This window comes from Micromonospora parastrephiae (assembly GCF_016802865.1).
In the GTDB taxonomy this organism is placed as follows: domain Bacteria; phylum Actinomycetota; class Actinomycetes; order Mycobacteriales; family Micromonosporaceae; genus Micromonospora; species Micromonospora parastrephiae.
In genome coordinates this window covers 111,869-136,500 of the sequence record NZ_JAEVHM010000002.1, presented here as the reverse complement: position 1 = coordinate 136,500, position 24,632 = coordinate 111,869, and the positions used below count along the sequence as shown (strand labels likewise).

Here is a 24,632-nt window from a genome sequence, read left to right as displayed (position 1 = left end):
CTAGGGGTGGAGGAGGGCTTTGGTGGCTTGGTCGACCAGCCACCGCTCCGCCTCGTCGTACGACCAGCCGCCCTCGTCGACGAGCTGCGGCCAGGCGTGCAGGCCGAAGTAGAACCACAGCACCTGGGTTGCCTGCTCGACGGTGAGGCCCGGGCGCAGGGCGGACAGTTCGTCGAGCCGTACCGCGCCGACGCGCAGGGCCTGCCGGTAGGCCGCCGCGGCGTCCCGTGCCACCGCCGCCGCGCTCGGGGTCATGCCGGCGGCGGCCTTCATCAGCCGTACCTGCTGGTGGTGGTTCTGGTGGCCGTACCGGGTCCCGGCGCCGAGCAGACGCAGGACCTCCCGGGGTTCGTCGGCGTCGGCGACGGCCGCCACGTTGCGGGTCGTCTCGGGATCGTTGACGCCCGCCTCGATCAGCGCCCGCAGCAGGGTCGGCTTGCCGCCGACGCTGGTGTAGACGGTCGCCACGGCCACCCGGGCGCGCGCGGCGATGTCGTTGATCGTCGTCGTCGCGTACCCCTGGGCCAGGAACAGGTGCTGGGCCGCTTCCAAGATCAATTGCCGGGTCTGCTCGGCGCTTTCCTGGCGCCGGCTGGCGCGGGGTTGGGCGGCGGCCATCAGGGCACTATACGGTGCCACTCGTCAGAAGAGTATTCTGATGACCATGCGAGTCCTCTTCTCAAATGTGCCCGCCTTCGGGCACTTCCTCCCGTTGTTGCCGCTGGCCCGCGCCTTCCGCCGCCAGGGGCACGACGTCGCCGTCGTCACCGCCGCGGGCATGACCCCACTCATCGCTCCCGAGGGCATCGAGCTGCTGCCGGCCGGGCCCATGCCGGACGTGCTCTTCGCCGAGGTGGGGCGCAAGCTCGGCCTCAACCCGGCGACCGAGCCCACCCCGGAGGCGGTCGCCGAGTTCTTCGCCGGCGTCCGGGTCGACCTGACCGCCGACGAGGCGTTGGCGCAGGCGAAGAGCTGGCAACCCGACCTGGTCGTCAACGAGATGGTCGACTTCGTGGGACCGCTGGTCGCCACCAGCCTCGGCGTACCGCTGGCCACGCTCGCCTTCGGGCCGTCGGTGCCGGCCGAGTTCACCGAGGCGCTCACCGCCGTCGTCCGCTCCCGCTACGAGGAGCGCGGGCTGCCCGCGCCGGAGCGCGCCCCGGCCGGCCGGTGGCTGCTGGACACCTGCCCGCCCGGACTCCAGTTCGAGAACGCCGTCGTACCGTCCGGTGTGGAGCGCCTCGCGCTGCGACCCGAACCCCACCAGTCGCCCGACGCCCCGGCCGGCGAGGTGGCGACGCCGGCGGCGGTCGCCCCCGGGTGCTGGTGAGCTTCGGTACGGTCTTCGCCGACCCCGCCGTCGTCGGTCCGCTGCTGGGCGCCCTCACCGACGTCGATGTCGACGTGCTGGCCACGCTCGGCCTCGACGGCAAGCCGGAGGACTACCAGCTCGACTCCGACCGGGTGACGTTCAGTCCCTTCGTGCCGCTCGCCCAACTGCTGGACAACGTCAGCGCCGTCATCTCCCACGGCGGTGCCGGCACCACCCTCGGCACGCTGGCCCGCGGCATCCCCATGGTGGTCGTGCCGCAGGGCGCCGACCAGTTCTTCCAGGCGGACCGGGTCGCTGCCTCCGGGGCGGGCCTCGCGCTGATGCCCGGCCAGGCCGATCCCGCCGCCATCGCGGCGGCCCTGCGCCGGCTGCTCGACGAGCCGACGTTCGCCGAGGCGGCACGCCGGATCGGCGCCGAGATCGCCACGATGCCGTCGCCCGACGAGGTCGCCGAGCGGCTGCGCGCCGAGGTCGCCGGCTGACCACTGATCGACTCCTGGTCGGCGACATCGCGGTATCGGCGCGACTGGAAACGCCGACATCGCCAATATGGCGCCAGGTCGATGCCGAGGGGTCGGTTGGTCCGTTCCGGGCCCGTCGATCAGCTCGGGTCGGCCGCGAGGCTCGGCGGGCGCTTCACAGCCACCTCACAGGGGTGCTGGTTAAGGTGCCCGTCGAGTCAACGTCCGACTCCATCGGAGGAGCGGTCGACTGTGGCACAGGAGTTCCGATGGTCTTCAAGAAGATGTTGAGCGCGTTCGGCGTGGGCGGTCCCAGTGTGGACACTGTGCTGACCAACCCCAACACCCGGCCCGGCCTGACCCTCGACGGGCAGGTCAACCTCGTCGGCGGCGACGCCCCGGCGGCCATCGAGCAGGTGGTGATCGGTCTGATGACCCGGGTCGAGGTCGAGGGGCACGACGCCGAGTACTCGGGCACCCTGGAGTTTCACCGGATGGCCGTGAGTGGCGCGTTCGAGCTCGCCCCGAAGCAGCAGCTCTCGATCCCGTTCCAGCTGCCGGTGCCGTGGGAGACCCCGATCACCGACGTGTACGGCCAGCGCCTGCACGGCATGACGATGGGCCTGCGCACCGAGCTGGCCGTGGCCCGCGCGGTCGACAAGAGCGACCTGGACCAGGTGGCGGTGCACCCGCTGCCGGTGCACGAGCGGATCCTGGAGGCGTTCCAGCGCCTCGGTTTCCGGTTCAAGCACGCGGACCTGGAGCGCGGCCACATCCGGGGCGTCCAGCAGACGCTGCCGTTCTACCAGGAGATCGAGTTCTTCGCCTCCCCGCAGTACGCGAACACCATCCGGGAGGTCGAGCTGACCTTCGTGACCAGCCAGCGTGGCGTCGACGTGATCCTGGAGTGCGACAAGCGCGGCGGCTTCCTCAGCGCCGGGCACGACGCGTTCGGTCGCTACCAGGTGTCGCACGCCGACGTCGACCGGGTCGACTGGGCGCAGGTCGTCGACGGCTGGCTGCGCGAGACCACCTCCCGCTACGGCAGCCTGCGCTCGCAGTACGGTCCGAGCCATGGGCACGGTCACGGTCACGGCCGCGGGCACGGCATGGGTGGCATGGTGGCCGGCGCGGCGCTCGGCGTCGCCGGCGGCATGATCGCCGGCGAGATGATCGAGGACGCGTTCGAGGGCGACTTCGGCGGTGACTTCGGCGGCGACGAGTAGTCGTCGCACGGACGACGGTGGCCTCCGGGAGGTGCTCCCGGAGCACCGTGCGCTGTCGTCCGGTCAGTGCCGGGCCTTGCGCTCCTCACCGCTGCGCCAGTTGCTGCCGGCCTTGGCCAGGCCGCGGCTACCGAGGTAGCCCAGCGTCAGCAGGGTGATCAGGAACCAGGCGTTGTCGGCCCGGAAGATGTCCACCCCTGCGGAGTTCTTACCGACGACCTGCGACGCGCCCAGTACGGCGGCCACCGCGATCAGGTAGATCCAGAACTCGGTGGTCTTGAACGCCTGCTTGGTCTCCGTACCGGGTGCCTGCATGTCGTCGCGACGCCCGTCGTGCATGACCGGCATCTGCTGCGTCTCCCGCATCGCGGCGGGATTCTGCGGGTCGTTCATCGGCCGGTTCGTCGGCCGGGTGGAAGCAGCCTGCGTGCTCATCTGGTCCTCCTCAGGATGCGATGAGTCGTACCTGCCTACCCTCGCCCCGCTACCGCGTTTCGGCCACGGCACGGTTCGCTTTCACGGCGGGGACGCCCCCCGACTACCCGAGGCCCCTGAGCAGGTAACACCGACCGCCGGCCGAAAAAAGTCCGGCCAGCGGTCGGGTCCACGTGTCAGCGCAGGCCGTTGCGGATGGCCACGCTCACCAGCAGGTCCGGGTCGTCGGTGATGATGCCGTCCACACCCAGGTCGATGACCCGCTGCAGCACCGTCGCGTCGTCGACGGTGTACGGGATCACCTTGAGGTCGTCCCGCGTCTGGAGTGTCCGTACGTCCGGTCCGTGGAAGTACGCCGGGTTCTCCCGCAGGTACCAGTCGGCCGAGGCGACGGTGCCCTGCTTCGGGTCGTGCACCTGCCAGTTGGCCGACACCGTGCCGGCGCCCGCGGCCCGGGTCAGCTTGCCCAGGTCCTGGTACTTCCACCAGTCCAGGCCACCGGTCCAGGGGCTCTGCACCGACGGGTCGCCGTACACCGCCTCCAGCGAGCACTCGTCGGCGAGAGTGGCGCACTCGGCCGGGCCGTACTGCCAGACGAGGCCGACCGTGCCGATGCGGCGGTCGAGCTGCCGGGCGTAGGTGATGGTGCGCCAGTCGAACGACTGGATGGTGGCCCGGTTGGTGAAGCCGGCCCGCTGGATCGCGCCGACGAGCTTGCGGGTGAAGGTGCGGTACGGCTCGGTGTCATCCACCACCGGACTGATCTTCGTCTCGATGTTCATTCCGATGTCGGTGCGGCCACTCGCCTTCACCAGGGCGAAAACCTCGTCCAGGGTGGGGATCCGGGCACCGGGCGCGGGCACCTGCGCGGGCAGTTCGGGCAGGGTCTTCGTGCCGCAGTCGACGGTCTTGAGCTGCGCGAGCGTCAGCTCGTGCACCGGCTTGCCCACGTACGGGAACGTCCGGTCACCGGGGCGAGCCGGGGCGGTGTCGACGCAGTGCGACCCGTTCACGGTGCGGTCGTGCAGCACCACGAGCTGCCCGTCGGCGGTCACGCCGGTGTCCAGCTCCAGGGTGGAGATGGCCCGGTTGGCCAGCGCGTTCGCGAACGCCGGCAGCGTGTTCTCCGGCCGGGTGGCGCGACCGCCGCGGTGCGCCTGGATGTCGAACGGCGCCGCGTACGCCCTGGGCAGCCGGTAGCCGCGCTGCGCCAGCAGACCGCGCAGCCGGTCCGGGTAGTCGGTGATGATGCCGTCCACGCCGTCGTCGATCAGTTTGGCCATGGTCGGCACGTCGTCGACCGTCCACGGGATCACCTTGATCCCGTAGCGGTGCGCCTGGGCGACCATCTCCTTCGTGACGTACGGCTGGTAGCCGGGGTCGGTGACCGTGCCGTTCTGCGGGAAACCGTGCACCGGCGAGAAGGCGCTGGCGCCGAAGCTGCGGATCGCCCTGATCGGGTCGCCGCCGAAGTCGTCGATGTCCAGCCCACCGAGCCACGGCGACGCGCCCGGCTGGCCGGTCTGGAGGAAGTCGTAGTTGGTCAGGGCGACCAGCGGCAGCTTCGGCTCGACCTGGCGCATGCGCATCAGTGCGCCCCAGTCGAAGCTCTGGATGGTGACCTGCTTGAGCAGCCCGGCGGCGCGGATCTCGGCCGCGGTCACCCGGACGAACTGCTCGCGGGGCGCGGTCTCGGTCGGCGCGCCGGCCTCCACCTTCGTCTCGACGTTGAGCTTGACGTCCTCCGCCCGGTAACGGTTGACCAGGGCGAAGACCTCACGCAGCAGCGGCATCCGGGCACCCGGCACGGCGAGCTGACCGGGCTTGTCCGCCAGCGTCTTCGACCCGCAGTCCAGCGTGCGGACCTGGGCCGCGGTGAGCGTGTTGATGTACTTCCCGACGTACGGGAACTCCGGGTCGCCCGGCGTCACCGCTGTGGTGTCGACGCACTTGCTGCCGCTGATCTTCCGGTCGTGGGTGACGACCGCCTGACCGTCCTCGGTGATCTGCACGTCCAGTTCGAGGGTGGTCACCCCGAGTTGGAGGGCGTTGCCGAAGGAGGCGAGGGTGTTCTCCACGCGCAACCCGAGGCCGCCGCGGTGGGCCTGCACGTCGAATGTCCGGTCCGGTCGCGGCTTCGCCTGAGCGGGCACCGCGAGCCCGGTCGTCACCGTCGCGGCCACCAGGGCCGCGACGGCGGTACGGCGTACTGTGCGCACGCTGTCTTCCCCTCCTGCCGGTGGGCGTCTCCCGCCGGTCGCCGGCCAGCATGGACAGCTCCGGCGGCGGGCAGGCGGCCAGCGGACGGCGCGACGGTGAACCGCCGTGGACGACCTCCCGGTCACGCCGGGTTTGGTCGGCCGGTGGCCGGGCACGCAGTCAGTTCCACAGCTTCTGCGAGGTGATGGACGTGCGTGAGGACGACATGCGGCAGGACGCCGCCCGCGAGGCCGAGGATCGGATCGCCGGCGGCGTGTACGGCAAGGGCGCCCTCGACGAGGTGACGGTGCCCCGCACCGATGTGGAGAGCCAGATCCAACGCGATGACCCGCTCGACCCGGCGCACGAACGCATCGATCCGCAGGTGCTGCGCGACGGTGGCCCGGTGGGCGGGCAGGGCGCGGTGACCACCACCGGTGGCACCGCGGGCCCGGCGAGCGTGCGTCGCGTGGCCCGGCAGCCGGAACGGCATCCGGGCAGGGTGGCCCCGACCACGACCGGGGACGCCACCACCGGCGGTCTGAGCACCCCGACGGGTGGCAGCACCAGCGACCAGTCGACGTCGGCGACCGGGCCGGCGAAGTCCATCAGGGACACGTCCAACGACTGACCGGTCGGACGGGCTCCGGCCAGCCGCCCCCGCCGACGGACTCGTCGGCGGGGGCGACGCGGGTCAGCGGCAGGGCCGCAGGACGCCCAGGCGTTGGGTGGCGCGGGTGAGCGCGACGTACAGGTCACTGCGTCCCCGGGGCGACTCGGCGACCATCCGATCGGGGTCGACCACCAGCACCGAGTCGAACTCCAACCCCTTGGCCTGCGCGACGGTCAGCACCACCACCCGGCTCTCCAGCTCGGGATGGTCGCCCACGGCCGCCTCGGGCAGCGCGGCGGTCAACGCCGCGCCCAACTCGTCCACCCGGCTGGCGGGCACGATCACGCCCAGCCGGCCCTCGGCCAGCCCGGTCGCCTCCCGGGTGGCCGCCGACGCCAGCTCCGCCGCCAACTGCCCGTCGGGCACCGCCCGGTCCCACGGGGGTACGCCGCTCTCCCGCACCGAGCGCGGTGGCCGCAGCTCCGGGTCGATCTCCGCCAGCACGTCGGCGCGACCGCCATAATCTCGGCCGGCGTGCGGTAGCTGACCGTCAGCTCGGTCAGCCGCCACCGCTGCGCCACGTACGGCGCGAGGGCGTCCGCCCAGGACGGGGTGCCGGTGAGCGCCCCGGTCTGCGCGACGTCCCCGACGATGGTCATCGACCGGCTCGGGCAGCGGCGCATCAGCAGCCGCCACGCCATCGGCGACAACTCCTGCGCCTCGTCCACGATGACGTGGCCGAACGCCCACTTCCGGTCGGCGGCGGCGCGCTGGGCCGTGGTGAGCCGGTCGGCCTCCTCCTGGCGTTCCAGCAGCCGGTCGGCGTCGATCAGGTCGGTGACCCCGAGGATCTCGCCACCTTCGGCCTCGTCCTCGACGTCGATCGAGCGGGAACCGCGGGCGATCTCCAGCACGCCCTCGGCGTACTCCCGCTCCATCCTGCGGATGCGATCGCGCCGGGCGGCAGCGGCCCGCTCGTCCTCGCCGAGCAGTTCGGCGGCCTCGTCCAGCAGCGGCACGTCGGCGGGCGTCCAGCCACCTAACTCGCGGTGCAGCAGCGCCCGCTCCTCGTCGGTGAGCATCGGCGCTGCGGCGGCGATCCGGTCCGGGTCGGCGTACAGGTCGGCGAGCAGGCGCTGCGGGGTGAGCACCGGCCACAGCCGGTCGAGGGTGGCCTTGACCTCCGGCTCGTCGCGCAGCTCCCGGCGGATCTCGGCCCGGTCGGCCTCGTCGAGCAGGTTGTCCCCGCCCAGCGGGTCGGCGCCGATCCGTTCGGCGACCTGGTCGGCGAGCGCGTGCACGATCTCCACGTCGAACAGCGCCCGGGCCAGGTTGTGGGGACGGTCGGTGCGGCGTACCCGATCGCGGGCGGCCCGCACCGTCTCCGGGTCGAGGGTCAGCGCCTCGCGCTCCACCTCGATCTCCAGCGGCTCGTCCGGCACCCACTGCCGGTCCTGTACGGCCAGCGCCAGCACCTCGGCCAGCTCCGCCCGGCCCTTGAGGGCGGCGGTCTCGGCCGGTTCGGTCCGTTGGGCGCTCACCCCGGGAAAGAGGTCACCCTGGGTGCGCAGCAGCACGCCGGTCTCGGCCAGCGTCGGCAGCACCTGGGAGATGTAGCGCAGGAAGGTCGCGTTCGGGCCGACCAGCAGCACGCCCCGGCTGGAGAGTTCCCGCCGGTGCGTGTAGAGCAGGTACGCCGCCCGGTGCAGCGCGACCGCGGTCTTGCCGGTGCCCGGGCCTCCCTGGACCACCATGACACCGGGCAGGTCGGCGCGGATGATGCGGTCCTGCTCGGCCTGGATGGTCTCCACGATGTCGCGCATCCGGCCGGTGCGGCCGGCGTTCAGCGCGGCGAGCAGCGACGCCTCACCGGTCAACTCCTCGTGCGCGCCGGGCGAGGCGGTGTCGATGTCGAGCACCTCGTCGTTGAGCCCGGTGACCTTCCGCTGGCGGGTACGCAGGTGCCGGCGGCGGCGGACGCCCTGCGGGTTGGCGGCGGTGGCGAGGTAGAACGGGCGGGCGGCGGGGGCCCGCCAGTCCATCAGCAGCGGGTCGTAGTCGCCGCTGGTGTCGAAGATGCCGATTCGGCCGATGTAGCGCCGGGAGTCGTCGTCGCCGTCGAGCCGGCCGAAACAGAGACCGTTCTCCACGGCGGAGAACTGCTCGACCTGGTCGGCGTACATGGCCACCGAGCTGTCGCGCTGGGAGCGGTCCTGCAGGGTGCCGCCGGTGCTGCGCAGCTCGTCGGTGAGCCGGTTGGCGGCCTGCTCACGCAACCCGTCCAGCCGGTCGTAGAGCATCGAGACGTACTCCTGCTCGCGGCCGATCTCGTCGTCGAGCGGCAATTCACCGGAACCGCCGGAGTGCCTTGACAAGCCGTCTCCCTAAAGATTAGAATCCTTTGCAGGAACGGCTTTCAAGCCGTTCTTTTTTGTGTCCTCGAATTGTTGAAGATAGCGCGTTCCGCCGGCTCTCACCAAGCCGAACGGGCCGACGCGCGCCCGATGATCGCGAGGTGGCGGCGGATGATCCTGCGGACCGGGCAGCGGGTGGTTTTCATCGGCGACAGCATCACCGACTGCGGCCGGCGTGACGCCGCCGCGCCCTACGGCGCCGGCTACGTCAGCCTCGTCCGTGCCCTGGTCGACGCCCGACACCCTGAGCTGGAGCTGGAGTGGGTCAACCGGGGTGTGAGCGGGGACACCGTCCGCGACCTGGCCGCCCGCTGGGCCGACGACGCCATCACGGAGCGGCCCGACTGGCTCTCGGTGCTGATCGGCATCAACGACATGTGGCGGCGCTACGGCGACCGGCCGAACGAGGCCGTCGGAATCGACGAGTACGAGCGAACCCTGCGCGACCTGCTCCGCCGGGCGGTGGACGCCACCGGTTGCCGGCTCATCCTCGGTGACCCGTTCCTGATCGAGGCGGACCGCCGCGACCCGCAGCGCGCCGACACCGACCGGTACGCCGACGTGGTGGCCGCGCTCGCGGTCGAGTTCGACGCGGTGCACGTGCCGACCCAGGCGGCGTTCGACCGGGTGCTCGCGGTCAGCCCGGGACAGCGCTGGGCCGACGACCGGGTGCATCCGCACCTGCCCGGCCACGCGGTGATCGCCGACGCGTACCTCACCGCCCTCGGCGCGATCGCCCCCTGACGCGCCCGGTCCAGACGGCGAGGCGCCGGGCCGACCGTCAGGTCGACCCGGCGCGAACATCGCGGGACGAGATCAGCCGCGGGCGACCTGGTAGAGCCGCTCCGGCGTGACCGCTCCGGCGAGCACCCGGCCGTCGTCGGTGAGCAGCACACTGAACAACTTGCCGGTGAGCAGTCGACCGCTGCCCCAGTCGCCGCTGACCGCCGGCAGCCCTCCGAGCAGCTTCGACACGTCGACGTCCGGTGCGGCGCCGGCCGGCGGCACGGCCCGCTTCGCGTCGGCCGGTTTGCCGCCGACCGCCCCGTCGAGGCGGCCGACCAGCACGGTGGTCCAGCCGGCGCCGACGGCCCGTACCTGGGGGTCACCGGTCGGCGCGGCGTGCGCGGGCTTGCCGCCGGCGGCCGGCCGCTCGGCGGTGTCCTCCTTGACGGTCACCCCGGGCGGCGGGTTGAACGTGAACTGGTCGGCGTCGGGACGCCGGTAGTCGACCTGGGTGAACGCCACCTCGAACGCTGGCTGGTCACTGCCCTTCGCGAGCACCTCGAAGCGCAGCGGCACATGCTGCTTGGCGTCGATGGCCACGCGCAGCTGGTGCACCAGCGAGTCGCGGTCGCGCGGCTGGAGCACCAGCTCGTACGCTTCGCGGCCGGCGACGGTGGCCGACCGGCCGACGCTGACCTCGGTGGTGGGGTCGATCGCGCCCAACGCCAGGTCGGCGGCCTCCTGCGGGGTGGCCGGCAGGCTCGGCCGCGCCTCGGGAACGGGCTTCTCGGCGGTGGCGTCGCCCAGGGTGCGGTGGCTGGCGGTGTTGGTGCGGCTCTGCCAGGTCCACAGGTCCCGGCCGTTGCGGATCACATCCTGCTCGCCGAGGGTGTCCAGCAGCGCGACCCGCTGCTGCTCCGGCCCCGAGTACCAGACCCGCAGCGTGTGCGTACCGGTCAGCAGGGTGGTCACGTCGTTGCCGGGGACCAGCCCGAGAAGTGGCGGCAGGCCGAGGTCGGCGCGTTGCACGACGGTGCCGGACAACCCCTCCAGCCGGGAGGTCTGTAGATCGACCAGGAGTTGGGCGGCGGTACGTGGCGGCAGGCTCGGTTCGGCCTCGGCGGCGAACGTACCGATGGCGGCACCACCGCCGATGACGGCGACGGCGGCGGTCGCGGGGACCAGCCAGCGAAGGACGGGACGGCTTCTCAGGACGGACATGGTTGGGCACCTCCTGCGCACCATCCTGCCCCGTCGGGGCTGTGAACGCGCTGAGGACGCCGATCCGCCCTCATTGACCCGGGTGGCACCCTTGACCTGTGCGCGTGCTGGTGGTGGAGGACGAAGCCCGGTTGGCGGCCGCCCTGCAACGCGGTCTCCAGGCGGAGGGGTTCGCGGTGGACGTGGCGGCGACCGGCCCGGCCGGCCTGGACGCGGCCCGGCACGGCGGGTACGACGCGATGATCCTCGACGTGATGCTGCCCGGCCTGTCCGGCTACGAGCTGGTCCGGCGGCTGCGCGCGGAGCAGCACTGGCTGCCGGTGCTGATGCTCTCCGCCAAGGACGGCGAGTACGACCAGGCCGACGGCCTGGACTGTGGCGCGGACGACTATCTCACCAAGCCCTTCTCGTATGTCGTCCTGCTGGCCCGCCTGCGGGCGTTGCTGCGTCGGGGCGCGCCGGAACGCCCGGCGGTGCTCGCGGTCGGCGACCTGCGGCTGGACCCGGCCCGCCGGCGGGTGACCCGGGCCGACGCCGAGGTGACGCTGACCGCGCGGGAGTACGCGTTGCTGAACTACCTGATGCGCCGACCCGGCCAGGTGGTCTCCAAGATCGAGCTGTTGGACCACGTCTGGGACGCCAGCGTGGAGACCGCGCCGAACGCCGTCGAGGTCTACGTCGGCTACCTGCGCCGCAAGCTCGGCCGGGACCGGCTGGAGACCGTGCGGGGCGCCGGCTACCGGCTGGCCACGTGACCGGCGCCGGCCGGCCGTGGCAGGGCCGGCTGCCGGTGCTGGGGCTGCGGGGGCGGCTCATGGCGATCGGGGTGTTCGGGCTCACGGTCGGGTTGGCGCTCGGCGGGGTGGTGCTGCTCGGCGCGCTCGGCTTCGTGCTGCAACGCACCGTGGACACCGAGGCGTTCCGGACCGCCGACGCGGTCGCCCTGCTCGCCGCCGAGGACGCGCTGCCCGATCCGCTGCCGGTGGCCGGCGGGCAGGTCCGCGTCCAGGTCGTCGACGCGCAGGGGCGGATCCGGGCCGCCTCCATCGACGCGGACCGGCTGGTGCCGATGGTCCGGCCGCAGCGACTGGACCCCGGCCGTCGGCAGCGGCTGGAGGTGCCGGCGGAGCGCGTCGGGCTCGCCGGCCCGGTCCGGGTGGTCACGGTGCCCGCCGGTACGACCGCGGATCCGCTGACCGTGCTGGTCGCCCGCTCGATGGCCGACGTGCGGCACAGCACACACGTGGTCCGGGTCATCCTCCTGGTGGCGTTTCCGCTGCTGGTGGCGGTGCTTGCCGGGGTTGCGTGGCGGGTGGTGGGCGCGACGCTGCGGCCCGTGGAGGCGCTGCGCCGGGGCGCCGAGGAAATCACCGGACGCGCCGGAACAGGTCGACTGCCGGTGCCCGCCTCGGCCGACGAGATCCACCGGCTGGCGGTCACCCTCAACGGCATGCTGGACCGGTTGGAGTCCGCCCGGGTCCGGCAGCGGGCGTTCGTCTCCGACGCGGCGCACGAGTTGCGCAGCCCGCTGACGAACATCCGGACCGAGCTGGAGGTGGCCCAACGGCTCGCCGACCGGACCGACTGGACGGCGGTGACCGCGAACCTGCTCACCGACACCGAACGGCTGAGCCGCCTGGTCGACGACCTGCTGCTGCTGGCCCGGCTGGACGAGGCGCCGCAGGCGCGCGGCAGCGGCCCGGTGGAGCTGGGCGGGCTGCTGACCGAGGTCGCCGCCCGCTATCCGTCGCCGCCCGTGCGCGTGGCGCCGCCGACCGGCCCGCTGTGGACGCTCGGGAACGCCGACGAGCTGCGCCGCGTGCTGGCGAACCTGGTCGACAACGCGGTCCGGCACGCGCACGGCAGCGTCCTGCTCGCGGCCGAGGCGACGCCGCCGGTCACGGCGGCGGGGCGCGCGGGCGGGGTGGCTGCCCCCGTCGGGGCGTACCACCTGGTGACGGTGACCGACGACGGCCCGGGCATTCCGGTGGTCGACCGGGAGCGGGTCTTCGACCGGTTCACGCGGCTCGACGACGGCCGGGCCCGTGACGACGGCGGCGCGGGTCTCGGCCTGGCCATCGTGCGCGAGTTGGTGCGACGCGCCGGCGGCAGCGTCACCCTGACCGGCGCGGACGGGCAGCGGGCGGGGCTGCGGGTGTGCCTTCTGCTGCCGGCGTTGCCGGTCGAGGACGGCGACGGGTCTGCTGCCGCCGGCACGTGACCATCGGTGTTCAGCGACGGCGGGTGCAGACCTGCTCGGAGCTGGCCACGGTGTCGGTGGACCAGACGACGGCCACCGTGAAGCAGTAGTCGTTGGTGCGGTTGAGCGCGTAGATGACGTAGCTGGTGGTGCCGGCGGGAAGGGTCGCGAAGACGTTGCGCTCCTGGCCGGTCCGGCCGCCGGCGATGACCACCGGACCCTCGCCGCCGGCGGGTAGGTCCAGCGCAGCGTGATGCTGTCCCGGGTGTCGCGCAGGGTCACCGCGGCGGGTGGGCTGCCGGGTGGGGCCGCGGCGGGCGCGGCCCCGGCCGAGGTGGGTGCGGCGCCCGGGGCGGTGGTCACCGGTGGGCCGGCGGTGGGGGAGCCGCTGGCCGGTGGTGGGGCCGGCTCGTCGTCGCCGTCGACGCGCGCCACCCCGGCGATCACCGCGGCGGCGCCGAGCAGCACCACCACCACACCGGCGACCAGCACCGGCACCAGACGGTTGCGCGGCGACGGTGGGGCCCGATGCACGGGCACCGGCAGCAGCCGCGACGGCGTGTACGGCTCAAGTGGCGCGTACGGGTCTCCGGCAGGTCGGTGCAGGCGGTACACCCCGGACCGCTCCTCCGTCGCGCCGGTCAGCCCGACAACCGACGGGGGGACCGGGGTCTCGGTGGAGTGGGGAGTGGGCTCCTCGGCCGGATCGGGTGGCCAGGTGGCACCCCCACCGGGTCCGTCGGCCGGTGCCCGGGGGTTCGGCACGGCCCCGCCGGCCGTCGTCGATCCGGCCTGGTACGGCGGTGGCGGTGGCGGGTGGTAGCCGGACTCGACCGGCCCGTCGTCGAGGGGTGGGACGCGGGCGGCCGGCACCGTCGGGGTGTCCCGGGCGTCGGCGGCTCGTCGGTGCAGACGTGATCGGGGCTCGCCGCCGCCCGCGCCAGCGCCGCGACCTGCACCGCCAACGGGTCGTCGGCCGCCAGGTGCTGTCGGCACAGCTCGCGGGCCAGGGCCAGATTGTCGTGGGCCTCGGCGAACTGCCCACAGTCGCGCTGCATCGCGCCGAGCCGGGCCAGCATCTTGATGCCGCTGGGATGCCCGTCGCCGTACACCTCGCGGTGCAGCTCCCAGGCGTCCTGAAGGCGGTCGCGGGCCACCGTGCACTGGCCGCGGGCGTACTCGACGGTCGCCAGATCGGCGTGCGCGGCGAGCACCCGCAGCGACTCGGGGCCGTCCTGTGCGGTCAGCTCGATGATGACTTCCTGGTAGAGCCGGGCGGCTCGGGAGTGGCTGCCGACCCGGTGCAGCACCGCGGCCAGGGTCGCCGCGGCGGCCACCGTGCGCGGGTCGGAGCGACCGTGCAACCGGGTGGTGGCCGCGTACGCGAAGGCGGCCCAGCCACGCGCGGAGTGTGGTTCACCGAGGGCGACCAGGACCCGCGCCTGGAGGCTGGCGGCCTCGGCCAACTCGGGGGTGGCGTTGGCCGGGCGGGGGTCGGCGTCGGTGAGCGCGTCGGAGAGCAGCCGCTGCGCGCCCGCCAGATCACCGGAGGACACGAGGTGGTGCGCCTGATCAGTCAGTTCGCCGAAGCCGGAGGGCACGCCCCATCGTGCTCATCCGACGACGGTAAGTACAAGACCCACGGCGGTGTCGAACGGTCAGGATCCGGTCAGGTGCTCGGCCAACGTCTCGCTGATCCCCCGCAGTTGGTCGATCTGAGCCGGGCTCAACGCGTCGAACAGGTGCCGGCGTACCCCCTCGACGTGGCCGGGTGCCGCGGCGGCGAGGGTGGCGAAACCGTCGTCGGTGAGCACCGCGACCTGCCCACGCCGGTCGGTGGGGCACTCCTCACGACGCACCCAGCCGGCGGTCTCGAGCCGGGCGACCGCGTGCGAGAGCCGGCTGCGCGACGAGCCCGCCGCCTCGGCCAGGTCGCTCATCCGTAGTTGACGTCCGGGGGCTTCGGAGAGCCGGACGAGGATCTCGTAGTAGGCGTGCGGCATGCCGGCGTCGCGTTGCAGCTCACGGTCGAGCGTGTCCATCAGCGCCCGGGAGGCGGTGAGGAACGCCCGCCAGGTGCGCTGCTCGTCGGGGTTCAACCAGCGGGTCATGACGACCATCATACCCGCGATGATTGAAGGCTCAACTAAACGGCGTTACCCTGGGGCCATGGGTATCCACCGGCTCAACCACGCGGTCCTCTACGTCAGCGACCTGGCCCGCAGCGTCGCCTTCTACCGGGACGTGCTGGGCTTCCGCCCGGTGGCGATGACCCCGGACGGCTTCCGGGGCGCCACCTTCCTCCAGGCCCCCGACTCCACCAACGACCACGACCTCGGCCTGTTCGAGGTCGGTGCCAACGCCGGGCGGTCGACCGCCGGACGGGCCACCGTCGGCCTGTACCACCTGGCCTGGGAGGTCGACACCCTCGACGAGTTGGCCGCCACCGCCGAGCGGCTCGTCGCGGCGGGCGCGCTGGTGGGCACCTCCGACCACGGCACCACCAAGAGCCTCTACGGGCAGGATCCGGACGGCCTGGAGTTCGAGGTGGTCTGGCTGATCCCGGCCGACCTGCTCGACGACGCCGCGCTGGCCGCCCGTAAGCAGATCGGCCGGCTCGACCTGGACGCCGAGCGGCGGCGCTACGGCGGGCAGACGCGCGGCGGGGTGGGGATCTCCGTCCCGGCCTGAGCGGGCATGCGGTAGAACGGACCGATGCCGACCGACCGGACCACCGATTTCCTCCGCGAGCTGCTGGTCCGCCAGTTGACGACCTGGCTGCCCGCGGCCCTGCACCGCTCCCGGCGAGCCACCGTCGCACTCGCGGGTACGGGCGCGGGCAGCGCGGAGGCCGCGCTGCGGCTGGTTGCCGCGCACGCCGACCAGCTGCGCGGCCGGCAGGTGACGGTGCTGGTGCTGGACGACAACGCCGCCGACCTGCCGGCCCGACTCGGCTCGATCGAGGCGGAGCTGCCCGCCGAGGTCACCGTGCACCTGCTGCCCGGTGACCCTTACCGGCTTCCGGTCGCGGTGAAGGCCGCCGGGGCGGCCGGCGCCCCACTGTTCTCCTTCGTGGACCTGCCCGGCGCGGTGACCCCGAAGCTGCTCACCGCCGCGACCAACGGCCGCACCGGAGAGCTGCTGCTGCACACCGGCGGCAGCGCCCGCGACGCGCTCGTCTCCGCCGGCTTCCCCCTGGTCGCCGAGGTGGCGCCGGTGTTGCCGGACGGCGAGGCTGCCGGTGTGATCGCGTTCGGCAGCCGCTCGGACCGGAGCCTGGAGGCGGTCCGCGACGCGCTCTGGGTAATCGGCGCGGATCTCGACGTGCACTACCGCGACCCGGCCGACCCGATGGGCGCGACTGTCGACGTGGCCGGCGATCCCGACCTCGAACCACTGATCCGCGAGCTGCTGGCCGAGCTGCGAGAGGGCGGGTCGCGGCCGGTCACCGAGCTGCGCCGGCACACCCTCACCGCGACCGTCTACCGTGCCGCCGACGCCAACCGGGCGCTCGCCGACCTGCTCGACGCGGGTGAGGTGCGGCGCGACCGCGAGGCCGGCAGGCTGGCCGGCGACGAGATCATCACGCTGGCGCGCTGAGCATCCCACGACAGACGCCGAGCGGGGTGCCGGTGAATCACCGGCACCCCGCTCGACCCCCGGGACGCTACGACCGGGACTTGTCCTGCTTCCAGGACAGCGGACCCGGCAGGTCGACCCGGTGCGCCCTGGCCTTCGAGTTCCAGGACCAGCGCCCGATCTTGATGCTCCACGAGGAGAAGCCGTTCTCGGTGAAGTTCAGGATGATCGGACCGATCTTCTTGCGCTTGCGAAACATGAGGCCCATCGGAGGACTCCCCTCGTCACCAGTTCCCTGCCGTGTCGAGATCGAACATGCCCGAACCGGAGAATTCCGAAACCCCCTCGCCGTCCCGGTTGGACGGTCACCCCGTGCGGTGCCGCAATCTCTATCCAACTGATAGGTGTTGCGCGGCGGTAAACGCTGCTGAGGGTGCTTCGTAACATCGGCAGCGATACAAGTCTCACCTTCTGGAAGACCGTTGACCGGTCGATCCCACCGCCGGCAGCATGAGGTCATGTCGCAGCGGGACGAGCTCCTCCTCACCGCTTGCGTGCACGTCGACCTGGTCCGGCACGCGAGCGCGCTCTGTTGAGCCCGCAGGACATCCAGGCCACCGCCACCGGGCAGAGTGACGTCGGTGGCGCGTTCAACGGCGCGATCGTCAAACTCGCCGCCGCCAACGCGCCGCTGCGCGAGCACCACGGCCTGCCCCGACCGGCCAGCGCGTACGCCGCGTCGACCCTGGTGCCGGCGTGACCACCGTGGAGCGTCCGACGACGGACGCCGTCGAGCTGCGGCCGGTGGAACGGGACCTGTTCCGCGCGCTGCTGCGCCGGCAGGCCACCAGCGTCACCGTGGTCACCGCCGTGGCCCGGGCCAGCGACCCGGCCTGCCTGGGCGGGATCGGCGTACCGATCCGGGCCGGGTTCACCGCCACGTCGTTCACCTCGGTGTCGCTGGACCCGCCGCTGGTCTCGTTCTGCCTCGGCACGGCGTCGTCGAGCTGGCCGGTGCTGGCCCGCGCCGAGCACGTCGCGGTGCATCTGCTGGCCGAGGGGCAGCGGGACGCGGCAACAATCTTCGCCACCAGCGGCATCGACCGCTTTGCCGCCTACCCCGACTGGACACCGGGGCCGTTCGGGGTGCCGTTGCTGAGCGGGGTGCTGGCCCGGCTGCTCTGCCGGGTGGTGCACCGGGTCCCGGCCGGCGACCACACACTCGTGATCGCCGAGCCGTTGGCGCTCGGCGACGGCGGTGACGGCGCGCCGCTGGTGCACCACCGGGGCGGCTACACGACCGCCGTCCCGCCGGTGTCGGCGTGAGCGCACCCGCCACGCCCGACCTGCTCGCGCTGGACCGGGCCGCCCAGGACCTGCTGTTCCGGGCGCCCGTACGGCCGACACGTTCACCGACGAGCCGGTCACCGACGCGCAGGTCGCGGCGATCCACGACCTGATCCGGCACGGGCCGACGGCGTACAACGGCCAGCCACTGCGGGTGCTGCTGCTCCGCTCGGCGGCGGCCCGGACCCGGCTGCTGCCGTACCTCTCGTCGAGCAACCGGGCGAAGACCGCCGCCGCGCCGCTGGTGGCCGTGCTCGCCGCCGACGTCGACTTCCACGAGCGGCTGCCCGAGCTGTACCCGCACCGCCCGCGGGCCCGGGACTGGCTGACCGACCGGGTGGCACGCGCCGAGCAGGCCCGGTTCAGCGCGACCCTGCAGATCGGCTACCTGCTGGTGGGCGTACGCGCGGCCGGGCTGGCCGCCGGCCCGATGGCCGGGTTCGACGCCGCCGGGGTGACACGCGAGTTCTTCCCGGACGGGCGGCACGAGGCGCTGCTGCTGATGAACGTGGGCCACCCCGGCCCGGACGCCTGGCGGGAGCGGCTGCCCCGGCTCAACACCGAGGAGGTGGTGTGGACCCTGTGACGCGCGACCCGGTCAGCGGGGCTCCCACGCGTCGGGCAGGGCGGTGAGCTTGCGGACGTGGGCGGGCAGCCGGCCGCTGACGATCTCGGCGAGGCTCACCTCGTCGACCACCCGCCGCACCGCGGCGCGTACCGCCACCCACAGGCCGGGCAGGTTCTCCGCCGACCCCTCGTACCGGGTCTCCTCCGGGCGCAGTCCGCGTACCCCCGCCAGGGGGCCCTCCACGGCGCGCAGCACCGCGCCGACGGTGACCTCGCGCGGCGGACGTGCCAGGGTGTAGCCGCCCTCGGCGCCGCGCTGGGCGCGGACGATGCCGGCGCGACGCAGATCCGCCAGGACGGCCTCCAGGAACTTGCGGGGCATGTCCTGCTCGGCGGCGATGGCCTGGGTGGACAGCAGCGAGGGGTACGCGGTGGCGAGGCTCAGCGCCGCCCGTACCGCGTAGTCGCCGCGCGCGGAGATCTGCACCTTGCCATCATGCCCGGCCAGTGCCGCCGGTCGGGCCGGTGGGCGACCCGGTACGGGTGCCGTGGCCGCCGTTGGCCGGTTCGCCGGTGCCGCCGACGCGGAACCGGCCCCCGTTGACGCCGGCGCCCTCGGCCGGTGGCCGGGGGCGCACCACCCGGCCGGTGGGCGGCTGCTCCCGCGCGGCGCGGAACGAGCCGGGGCTGGTCCCGACCTCCCGGGTGAAGAAGCGGCCGAAGTTGGTGGGCTCGGAGAACCCCAGGTGCCGGCCGATCTGGGCGATCGGCTGGTCCGTCGCGGCGAGCAGGCGGGCGGCCTGCAACGCGACCCGCTCGTCGATGACCTGCTTGGCACTGTTGCCGGTGACGGCCAGGCAGGCCCGGGTCAGGGTCCGCACCGAGCAGCCGAGCGCGGCGGCGTAGTCCTCCACCCGCCGGGTGAGCTGGTAGACGTGCTCCACCTCGCGGCGGAACCGGTGGAACGTCTCCACCTCGGGCCGGGGCGGTGCGTGGTCGGCGTCGGGCAGGGTGAGCCGCAGCAGCAGCACGGCGAGCTGGTGGCGGAGCAGGGCGCGGCCGGCCGGGCTGTCGGCGTGCCGCTGACAGTCCACCGCCAACTGGCTGACCTCGGTGATCACCGCGTCCTCGTCCTCGCCGGCCAACTGCCGCCAGGCCGCCGGGGCGTCCGGGTCGACGTCGAACCCGCGCAGCGCCTCGGAGTCCCAGCCGACCACGGTGCCGTCGAACTGCGGCCCGGGGCAGCGCAGCACCTGACCGGCGCGGACCCGCAGCAGCGTGCCGGGTCGGCACGGCAGCAGGTGGAAATCCAGCTCGGCGTCGCCGTGCCCCCGGGTGGTGAGGATCAGCAACTCCCGTTCGACGAGCACCGGCCGCCGCCAGCCCCGGTCACGGGCCAGGTCGGCCAACGCGAACGTGGCGATTTCGTCGGGTACGGGTGACGCCGTTCCGATGGATGGCGCGGGGGAGGAATCGGTGGAGACCATCGCCTGCGACGGTAGCCCGAACCGCAGGTCACCGCATCCCGGCCGGCGTGCGGCGTCGCCCGGATGCGGCACCGCGGGCTTGTCCCGATCCCGGCGACCGGGCTACGTTACCCGGCGGTAGCGCCGTTCGGTCCGCGGTCCGCCGGCCCCGCCGGCCGCCCGACCGGCGGACACCCCGCCGACTCGCGATGGGATGGGCATGACGCAGCTGTTCTCGGTCGAAGGTAAGACGGTTCTGGTCACCGGCGGCTCGCGGGGGATCGGTCTGATGATCGCCCAGGGCTTCGTCCGGGCCGGAGCTCACGTGATCATCTCGTCCCGCAAGGCGGACGTCTGCGAGGCGGTCGCCAAGGAACTGTCCGCCGAGGGCCGCTGCGAGGCCATCCCCGCCGACCTGAGCGACGACGCCGGCGCCGAGGCGCTGGCCGCCGCCGTGCGGGACCGCTTCGGCCGCCTCGACGTGTTGGTCAACAACGCCGGCGCCACCTGGGGTGCGCCGCTGGAGGAGTACCCGGAGTCCGCGTTCGACAAGCTCTGGGCGGTCAACGTCAAGGCCGTCTTCCGGCTGACCACGGCGCTGCTGCCGGCGCTGCGCGCCGCCGCCAGCGCCGACGACCCGGCCCGAGTGATCAACATCGGGTCGATCGACGGCATCCGGGTGCCGTGGATGGAGGTGTACGCGTACTCGGCCACCAAGGCGGCCGTGCACATGCTCACCCGCGGCCTCGCCCATCAACTGGCCGGGGAACAGATCACCGTCAACGCCATCGCGCCCGGCCCGTTCGAGAGCAAGATGATGGCGTTCGCACTGAACGACCCGGCGAGCCGCGCCAGCATCGAGCAGCAGGTGCCGCTGGGCCGCATCGGCCGCCCCGAGGACATGGCCGGCACGGCCATCTACCTCTCGTCGCGCGCCGGCGCATACCTCACCGGCGCGGTCATCCCCGTCGACGGCGGCATCACCACGCGCGGCTGAGCGCCGGCCGACCGGGGGCGGGCTGTCCGCGTACCCCCCGGGTGTGCCGGGGCCGCGCGGACTCGGCAGATCCGCGCGACCCCGGTTGGCCGGTGTTGCCCTTTCGGGCGGTGATCAGCGACCGGCGAGCAGCCGGTTCACCGCCGTGTCGACGTCCAGGTGCTCGGCCTCGCGGCCGCGCGGGACGACGACGTACGTCCGTCGAAGGAAACGCACCAGGACGCTGCGCGGCACCTCGAAGAGGGCGTTGCCGTCCGGTGACGACAGGGCCAGCGCGACGAAGTCGCCGCGCGGGGTGGCCCAGGGCCAGACCCGCACATCTCCGATACCGGCCGGCTCGTCCAGGCCGGTGACCAGCAGTTCGCGAGCGAACGACCAACTCACCGCCTCGCCCCCTGCCGATTCGGCATGGAACAGGACATGGACCGCATACGGGTCAGCAGGGTCGTAGCGCAGACTGGCACGCACCGGCAAGGCGGTGGCGTCAGGTGCGACGAGCCTTAGCGACGTCTCGACCTCTACGGTCGTCGGTCGAATGACACTCATGGACGTTCTCCCCCCGGCACCGCTGCGGAACGCGCGTGTCCCGCTTTTCCCATACTCAGGTGCTACTCCTGGCTACGCTCCGCCATACGCTGACTTCACCCAGTGGTGGGAAGGGGGACGGAAAGGCCGCGTGAATGTGAGGATTCATGTAGGATTTCCGGTTCTGCCCAGTGCGTGATCCCGCCCGGCATCGGGTGGCTCAGTCGTCGACTTACTCCGGTAACGTCCAGTCGGCCGTTGCAGTGACGGGCCCGGGCGACACTGGGGGGTGAAATGGTCACGAAACGATCCTCAATGGAACAGCCCGCAGCGTCCGGCCCGCCGAACGTCGCGGTCCGAGCAGCCGAAAAGCGGGGGTACGCAGTGTCGAAGGAGCAGCCCGAGCGACCCGGACGGCCAACGCTTGACGCCGGCCGTTCCGGTGGCGTCACCGTCGTCGGGGACCCGCCACGGCGCCCTCACGCACGGCAACGGATCTCGACGACCCTCGACCTCATCCGGGCCAACCCCACCGGCCGCATCGCCCTCAAGATCTTCATCGCGATCGCCGGGGCGCTCGTCGTGACCATCGGCATCGCCCTCATCCCGCTACCCGGGCCGGGCTGGCTGCTGGTCATCGCCGGACTCGGCATCTGGGCCGTCGAATTCCACTGGGCCCGCCGCCTGCTCGGCTTCACCCGCCGACACGTCCACGGCTGGACACAATGGGTGACCCGGCAGTCGCTGCCCGTACGACTGGTGCTCGGCGCCGTCGGCCTGGTCTTCGTGGCCACCGTCGTCTGGCTGTCACTCAAATACAGCCTCGGCATCGACGTGGTGGCCGAGGTGATGCACTACCTCGCGACGCACTGACCCCGGATTTCCGGTCCGGCTCCACGATCGGGTAGAGTCAGCGGCGCTGAGGGCGATTAGCTCAGTGGGAGAGCGCTTCGTTCACACCGAAGAGGTCGCTGGTTCGATACCAGCATCGCCCACTCTCAGTTTGTGCAGGTCAGAAGCCCGTTACCGGAGTAGCCGGTAACGGGCTTTGCTGCATGTGCGGCTTACATTGGGAGCAGATTGGGAGCAGCGGCTCTGGTTGGATAGTCCTGCGGGCGGCGACAGGCAGTCCGATGCCTCGATCGTTCGACCGCCTCCGTTCAAATGCAAGCTCCGGCAGCATCATGAGGGCTGCGACAACAGAGCCTCGTGGCTGCCCTGCAGCCAGGTGATCTGCGGTGCCCTGGCCGCGCGGTGGCACCTGAATCGGCCGGTCAAAGGTCCGAGACGGGCTCGGCGCAAGGTATAACGAACCAGGGGTGGCCCGCTCTGGCTGATCGGGGACACCCGCTGATTCGCATTGTGCATCGTGGTCATCTCCTCCTCGATGTGCTGCGCGTTCGAGGATGAGGGCGCGGAGTGGGAGCGCCGCAGCGTGAACCGTCCATGGTGTCTAGAACAGAGGTGAGCACCAGGTGCGGCCATTAGACGGCAGTTGCGGTCCAGGCGCGGGCGTAGATCCTGTCGGCCGTGTTCGCCATCGTGGGTCCGCGGCCGGAGCGGGTAGTGCGTGCACCCTGATTGGTCGGCCCGTGCTCGCGAATGATGATCGTCCAGCGCTCAGGCTAAAGGGACGTCTCGTAACTGGGTGAAGGCGTTGCCTGGTGCGGGGCCGTTGGTCAGCCGGTGAGGATGATGTTGTGGAGGTTGGCGATGCCGGACGCAGCGTCGGCCAATGTGTGGGCGGCCCGGTCCAACCCGCCGCGTATCACCTCCGGCGGCTGCATGCCCGAGAACGGTCGGCCGCCGTCGATGACGAGTGTCGGTACGCCACTCACCCGCAACTCGGCAGCGCGGCGCTGATCCGCGGTGACGGCGTCGGCATATCTGTGACCGGCCAGCACCGTGCCTGCCTCATCCTCGGGCAGGCCCACCTCCTGCGCCAACTCCAGCAGGACGAGGTGGTCGGCGACGTTTCGCCCGTCCGTCTGGTAGGCCCGCAGCAGCGCCTCGACCAGCGTTCGGGACCGGTCGTGGTCGGCCGCGAAGTGGGTCAGGCGATGCGCGTCGAAGGTGTTGACGGGACGGGCCTTGTCGAGGTCAATAGCCAGGCCCAGGTCCGCGCCGAGCCGCGCGATCAGGGCCAGCCGCCCGGGTAGTTGGTTTGGTGGGGTCCAGGAGGCCATCGCCTCGGCGGCGGTCGGGCCAGGGCTTCGCCCCTCGTCCGGTGCTAGCTGGTAGCTGCGCCACCGCAGCTGAACCTCGTTTCGGCCGGGGAAATCCGCAAGGACCCGTTGCAGCCGATGTTTGCCGATGTAGCACCATGGGCAGAGCACGTCGTAGAAGACTTCGATCAGCACGCCGCTTACCCCCGGAGCAGGACGGCGGTCTTGCCGCGGGCGTGGCCGGTGTCGATCCGGCGGTGCGCGTCGGCGATCCGGTCCAGGGGGAAGGTTTCCGACACGGTCAGTATCAGCCGGCCTGTGCGGTACAGGTCGGTGATCGCCTGTAGCCGCTGGGCTGAGCGCTGGCTGCGCAGGGGGCGTACGCCGAGCTTGTCCGCCCGGGCGAGGTCCACGAGCGTGCCGATCCGGTCCCGGTCGGTGACCAGCTTGAGGGAGGCGTCCAGGGCCGCGCCGCCCGCGGCGTCGAGGGCGACGTCGACACCGCCCGGTGCCAGGGCTCGCACGCGGTCGGTCAGTCCGTCGCCGTAGCTGGTCGGTGTGGCGCCCAGTGAGCGCAGGTAGTCGTGGTTCTCCGGGCTGGCCGTGCCGATCACTTGCGCACCCGCGGCCAGGGCCAGCTGCACCGCGACGGTTCCAACGCCGCCGGAGGCACCATGGATCAGCAGGGTATCGCCAGCGCTGACCTTCAGCTCTTCCAGCGCGGTGTGCGCGGTCTGCGCCGACGCCGACAGGGTGCCCGCCTGCGGCCAGGGCATCCCGGCCGGCTTGGCCACGATCTGCCCGGCGGGGACGACGACGTACTCGGCGCAGCTGGCGAGCACGGCCCAGCCGAGCACTTCGTCGCCTGTTCGAAAGTCGGTGACGCCGGCGCCGGTCTGGTCGACGACACCGGCGAAGTCGTTGCCGACGATCTGCGGGAACCGTACAGTCTGACCCGGCGGTGTCCAGCCGGACCGTACCGCGGAGTCGTACGCCTGCACGCCTGCGGCCTCGACTCGGACGCGAACCTCTCCCGGAGCAGCCACGGGCGTGGCTACCTCGATAACCTCCAGCACCTCTGGACCACCGAAGGTATGGAACGCCGCTGCCCTCATGGATCCCCTCTCGCGTGGCACTCCAGCGCCGGCCCACCAGGCC

Annotated in this window: 25 protein-coding genes, 1 tRNA gene and 2 pseudogenes; 15 read left to right on the top strand and 13 right to left on the bottom strand. The window is 72.4% G+C overall.

Going from position 1 to position 24,632, the window contains the following annotated elements:
* On the bottom strand, positions 1-618 hold the full coding sequence (locus JNW91_RS01510; protein ID WP_203173141.1) for a TetR/AcrR family transcriptional regulator: 618 nt from the start codon (positions 616-618) through the stop codon (positions 1-3).
* 40 nt (positions 619-658) lie between these two features.
* On the opposite strand from JNW91_RS01510, the gene JNW91_RS01505 reads away from it, so the two are divergent.
* The 3 genes from JNW91_RS01505 to JNW91_RS01495 all read left to right on the top strand — a co-directional run bounded on the left by JNW91_RS01505 (position 659) and on the right by JNW91_RS01495 (position 3,020).
* Positions 659-1,330, top strand: a complete 672-nt coding sequence (locus tag JNW91_RS01505; protein WP_203173140.1) for a glycosyltransferase family protein — start codon at positions 659-661, stop codon at positions 1,328-1,330.
* Positions 1,327-1,815 (top strand): glycosyltransferase, encoded by a 489-nt coding sequence (locus JNW91_RS01500; RefSeq protein WP_203173139.1) that lies wholly within the window; start codon positions 1,327-1,329, stop codon positions 1,813-1,815. The genes JNW91_RS01505 and JNW91_RS01500 overlap by 4 nt, the downstream gene beginning before the upstream one ends.
* Positions 1,816-2,063: 248 nt before the next feature.
* Positions 2,064-3,020 carry a sporulation protein gene (locus tag JNW91_RS01495; protein ID WP_203173138.1) on the top strand — a complete coding sequence of 319 codons (957 nt, stop codon included), beginning with the start codon at positions 2,064-2,066 and terminating at the stop codon, positions 3,018-3,020.
* A gap of 63 nt (positions 3,021-3,083) precedes the next feature.
* Here JNW91_RS01495 and JNW91_RS01490 read toward each other — a convergent pair whose 3' ends face one another.
* Both JNW91_RS01490 and JNW91_RS01485 read right to left on the bottom strand, forming a co-directional pair.
* The gene (locus tag JNW91_RS01490) at positions 3,084-3,368 is read right to left on the bottom strand and encodes a hypothetical protein (RefSeq protein WP_407664232.1); all 285 of its coding nucleotides are present in this window, start codon (positions 3,366-3,368) and stop codon (positions 3,084-3,086) included.
* A gap of 263 nt (positions 3,369-3,631) precedes the next feature.
* The gene (locus tag JNW91_RS01485) at positions 3,632-5,674 is read right to left on the bottom strand and encodes a glycerophosphodiester phosphodiesterase family protein (protein ID WP_203173136.1); all 2,043 of its coding nucleotides are present in this window, start codon (positions 5,672-5,674) and stop codon (positions 3,632-3,634) included.
* 191 nt (positions 5,675-5,865) lie between these two features.
* Between JNW91_RS01485 and JNW91_RS01480 the strand changes: the two genes are divergently transcribed.
* On the top strand, positions 5,866-6,285 hold the full coding sequence (locus tag JNW91_RS01480) for a hypothetical protein (RefSeq protein ID WP_203173151.1): 420 nt from the start codon (positions 5,866-5,868) through the stop codon (positions 6,283-6,285).
* A 63-nt stretch (positions 6,286-6,348) separates the two neighbouring features.
* Here the strand turns inward: JNW91_RS01480 and JNW91_RS01475 are convergent.
* Positions 6,349-8,567, bottom strand: a pseudogene (locus tag JNW91_RS01475) (HelD family protein).
* A gap of 225 nt (positions 8,568-8,792) precedes the next feature.
* On the opposite strand from JNW91_RS01475, the gene JNW91_RS01470 reads away from it, so the two are divergent.
* Entirely contained in the window at positions 8,793-9,425 is a 633-nt protein-coding gene (locus JNW91_RS01470; protein ID WP_203173135.1) for an SGNH/GDSL hydrolase family protein, read from the top strand.
* A 72-nt stretch (positions 9,426-9,497) separates the two neighbouring features.
* Here JNW91_RS01470 and JNW91_RS01465 read toward each other — a convergent pair whose 3' ends face one another.
* On the bottom strand, positions 9,498-10,628 hold the full coding sequence (locus JNW91_RS01465) for a LolA family protein (RefSeq protein WP_203173134.1): 1,131 nt from the start codon (positions 10,626-10,628) through the stop codon (positions 9,498-9,500).
* Positions 10,629-10,726: 98 nt separating this feature from the next.
* On the opposite strand from JNW91_RS01465, the gene JNW91_RS01460 reads away from it, so the two are divergent.
* Both JNW91_RS01460 and JNW91_RS01455 read left to right on the top strand, forming a co-directional pair.
* Positions 10,727-11,383, top strand: a complete 657-nt coding sequence (locus tag JNW91_RS01460; RefSeq protein ID WP_203173133.1) for a response regulator transcription factor — start codon at positions 10,727-10,729, stop codon at positions 11,381-11,383.
* 59 nt (positions 11,384-11,442) lie between these two features.
* On the top strand, positions 11,443-12,849 hold the full coding sequence (locus JNW91_RS01455) for an ATP-binding protein (RefSeq protein WP_203173150.1): 1,407 nt from the start codon (positions 11,443-11,445) through the stop codon (positions 12,847-12,849).
* 10 nt (positions 12,850-12,859) lie between these two features.
* Here the strand turns inward: JNW91_RS01455 and JNW91_RS01450 are convergent.
* Both JNW91_RS01450 and JNW91_RS01445 read right to left on the bottom strand, forming a co-directional pair.
* A pseudogene (locus tag JNW91_RS01450) lies at positions 12,860-14,429 on the bottom strand (tetratricopeptide repeat protein).
* A 57-nt stretch (positions 14,430-14,486) separates the two neighbouring features.
* A complete protein-coding gene (locus JNW91_RS01445) occupies positions 14,487-14,948 on the bottom strand; it encodes a MarR family winged helix-turn-helix transcriptional regulator (RefSeq protein ID WP_203173149.1) in 462 nt (153 codons plus the stop codon).
* Between the two features lie 49 nt (positions 14,949-14,997).
* Between JNW91_RS01445 and JNW91_RS01440 the strand changes: the two genes are divergently transcribed.
* Together JNW91_RS01440 and JNW91_RS01435 are read left to right on the top strand one after the other, a co-directional pair.
* Complete coding sequence (locus JNW91_RS01440; RefSeq protein ID WP_203173132.1) at positions 14,998-15,519, top strand: VOC family protein; 522 nt, start codon at positions 14,998-15,000, stop codon at positions 15,517-15,519.
* Between the two features lie 24 nt (positions 15,520-15,543).
* Positions 15,544-16,428, top strand: a complete 885-nt coding sequence (locus JNW91_RS01435) for a hypothetical protein (protein WP_203173131.1) — start codon at positions 15,544-15,546, stop codon at positions 16,426-16,428.
* Between the two features lie 67 nt (positions 16,429-16,495).
* On the opposite strand, the gene JNW91_RS01430 is transcribed toward JNW91_RS01435, so the two are convergent.
* Entirely contained in the window at positions 16,496-16,675 is a 180-nt protein-coding gene (locus tag JNW91_RS01430; RefSeq protein WP_121656932.1) for a DUF4236 domain-containing protein, read from the bottom strand.
* Positions 16,676-16,999: 324 nt separating this feature from the next.
* Here JNW91_RS01430 and JNW91_RS01425 point away from each other — a divergent pair, with 324 nt between their 5' ends.
* The 3 genes from JNW91_RS01425 to JNW91_RS01415 are packed head-to-tail and all read left to right on the top strand — an operon-like array spanning position 17,000 to position 18,340.
* On the top strand, positions 17,000-17,167 hold the full coding sequence (locus tag JNW91_RS01425; RefSeq protein WP_203173155.1) for a hypothetical protein: 168 nt from the start codon (positions 17,000-17,002) through the stop codon (positions 17,165-17,167).
* Positions 17,164-17,733, top strand: coding sequence for a flavin reductase family protein (locus tag JNW91_RS01420; RefSeq protein ID WP_203173130.1), 570 nt, complete (start codon positions 17,164-17,166; stop codon positions 17,731-17,733). Before JNW91_RS01425 ends, JNW91_RS01420 begins: the two co-directional genes overlap by 4 nt.
* The gene (locus tag JNW91_RS01415) at positions 17,666-18,340 is read left to right on the top strand and encodes a malonic semialdehyde reductase (protein ID WP_309244179.1); all 675 of its coding nucleotides are present in this window, start codon (positions 17,666-17,668) and stop codon (positions 18,338-18,340) included. Before JNW91_RS01420 ends, JNW91_RS01415 begins: the two co-directional genes overlap by 68 nt.
* 12 nt (positions 18,341-18,352) lie before the next feature.
* Here JNW91_RS01415 and JNW91_RS01410 read toward each other — a convergent pair whose 3' ends face one another.
* Both JNW91_RS01410 and JNW91_RS01405 read right to left on the bottom strand, forming a co-directional pair.
* Positions 18,353-18,808 (bottom strand): RrF2 family transcriptional regulator, encoded by a 456-nt coding sequence (locus tag JNW91_RS01410; protein WP_030333674.1) that lies wholly within the window; start codon positions 18,806-18,808, stop codon positions 18,353-18,355.
* 7 nt (positions 18,809-18,815) lie between these two features.
* On the bottom strand, positions 18,816-19,808 hold the full coding sequence (locus JNW91_RS01405; RefSeq protein ID WP_203173129.1) for a helix-turn-helix domain-containing protein: 993 nt from the start codon (positions 19,806-19,808) through the stop codon (positions 18,816-18,818).
* A 199-nt stretch (positions 19,809-20,007) separates the two neighbouring features.
* Between JNW91_RS01405 and JNW91_RS01400 the strand changes: the two genes are divergently transcribed.
* Entirely contained in the window at positions 20,008-20,784 is a 777-nt protein-coding gene (locus JNW91_RS01400) for a glucose 1-dehydrogenase (protein ID WP_203173128.1), read from the top strand.
* A gap of 114 nt (positions 20,785-20,898) precedes the next feature.
* Here JNW91_RS01400 and JNW91_RS01395 read toward each other — a convergent pair whose 3' ends face one another.
* Positions 20,899-21,330: an SsgA family sporulation/cell division regulator gene (locus tag JNW91_RS01395; protein WP_007457244.1), complete on the bottom strand. Its 432-nt coding sequence runs from the start codon at positions 21,328-21,330 to the stop codon at positions 20,899-20,901.
* Between the two features lie 294 nt (positions 21,331-21,624).
* On the opposite strand from JNW91_RS01395, the gene JNW91_RS01390 reads away from it, so the two are divergent.
* The gene (locus JNW91_RS01390) at positions 21,625-22,182 is read left to right on the top strand and encodes a TIGR02611 family protein (RefSeq protein WP_203173127.1); all 558 of its coding nucleotides are present in this window, start codon (positions 21,625-21,627) and stop codon (positions 22,180-22,182) included.
* A gap of 50 nt (positions 22,183-22,232) precedes the next feature.
* Positions 22,233-22,304 (top strand) — tRNA-Val (locus JNW91_RS01385).
* Positions 22,305-22,988: 684 nt separating this feature from the next.
* Here the strand turns inward: JNW91_RS01385 and JNW91_RS01380 are convergent.
* Both JNW91_RS01380 and JNW91_RS01375 read right to left on the bottom strand, forming a co-directional pair.
* Complete coding sequence (locus JNW91_RS01380) at positions 22,989-23,669, bottom strand: DsbA family oxidoreductase (protein ID WP_203173126.1); 681 nt, start codon at positions 23,667-23,669, stop codon at positions 22,989-22,991.
* Positions 23,670-23,674: 5 nt separating this feature from the next.
* Positions 23,675-24,589, bottom strand: coding sequence for an NADP-dependent oxidoreductase (locus tag JNW91_RS01375; protein ID WP_203173125.1), 915 nt, complete (start codon positions 24,587-24,589; stop codon positions 23,675-23,677).
* Between the last annotated feature and the right edge of the window lie 43 nt (positions 24,590-24,632).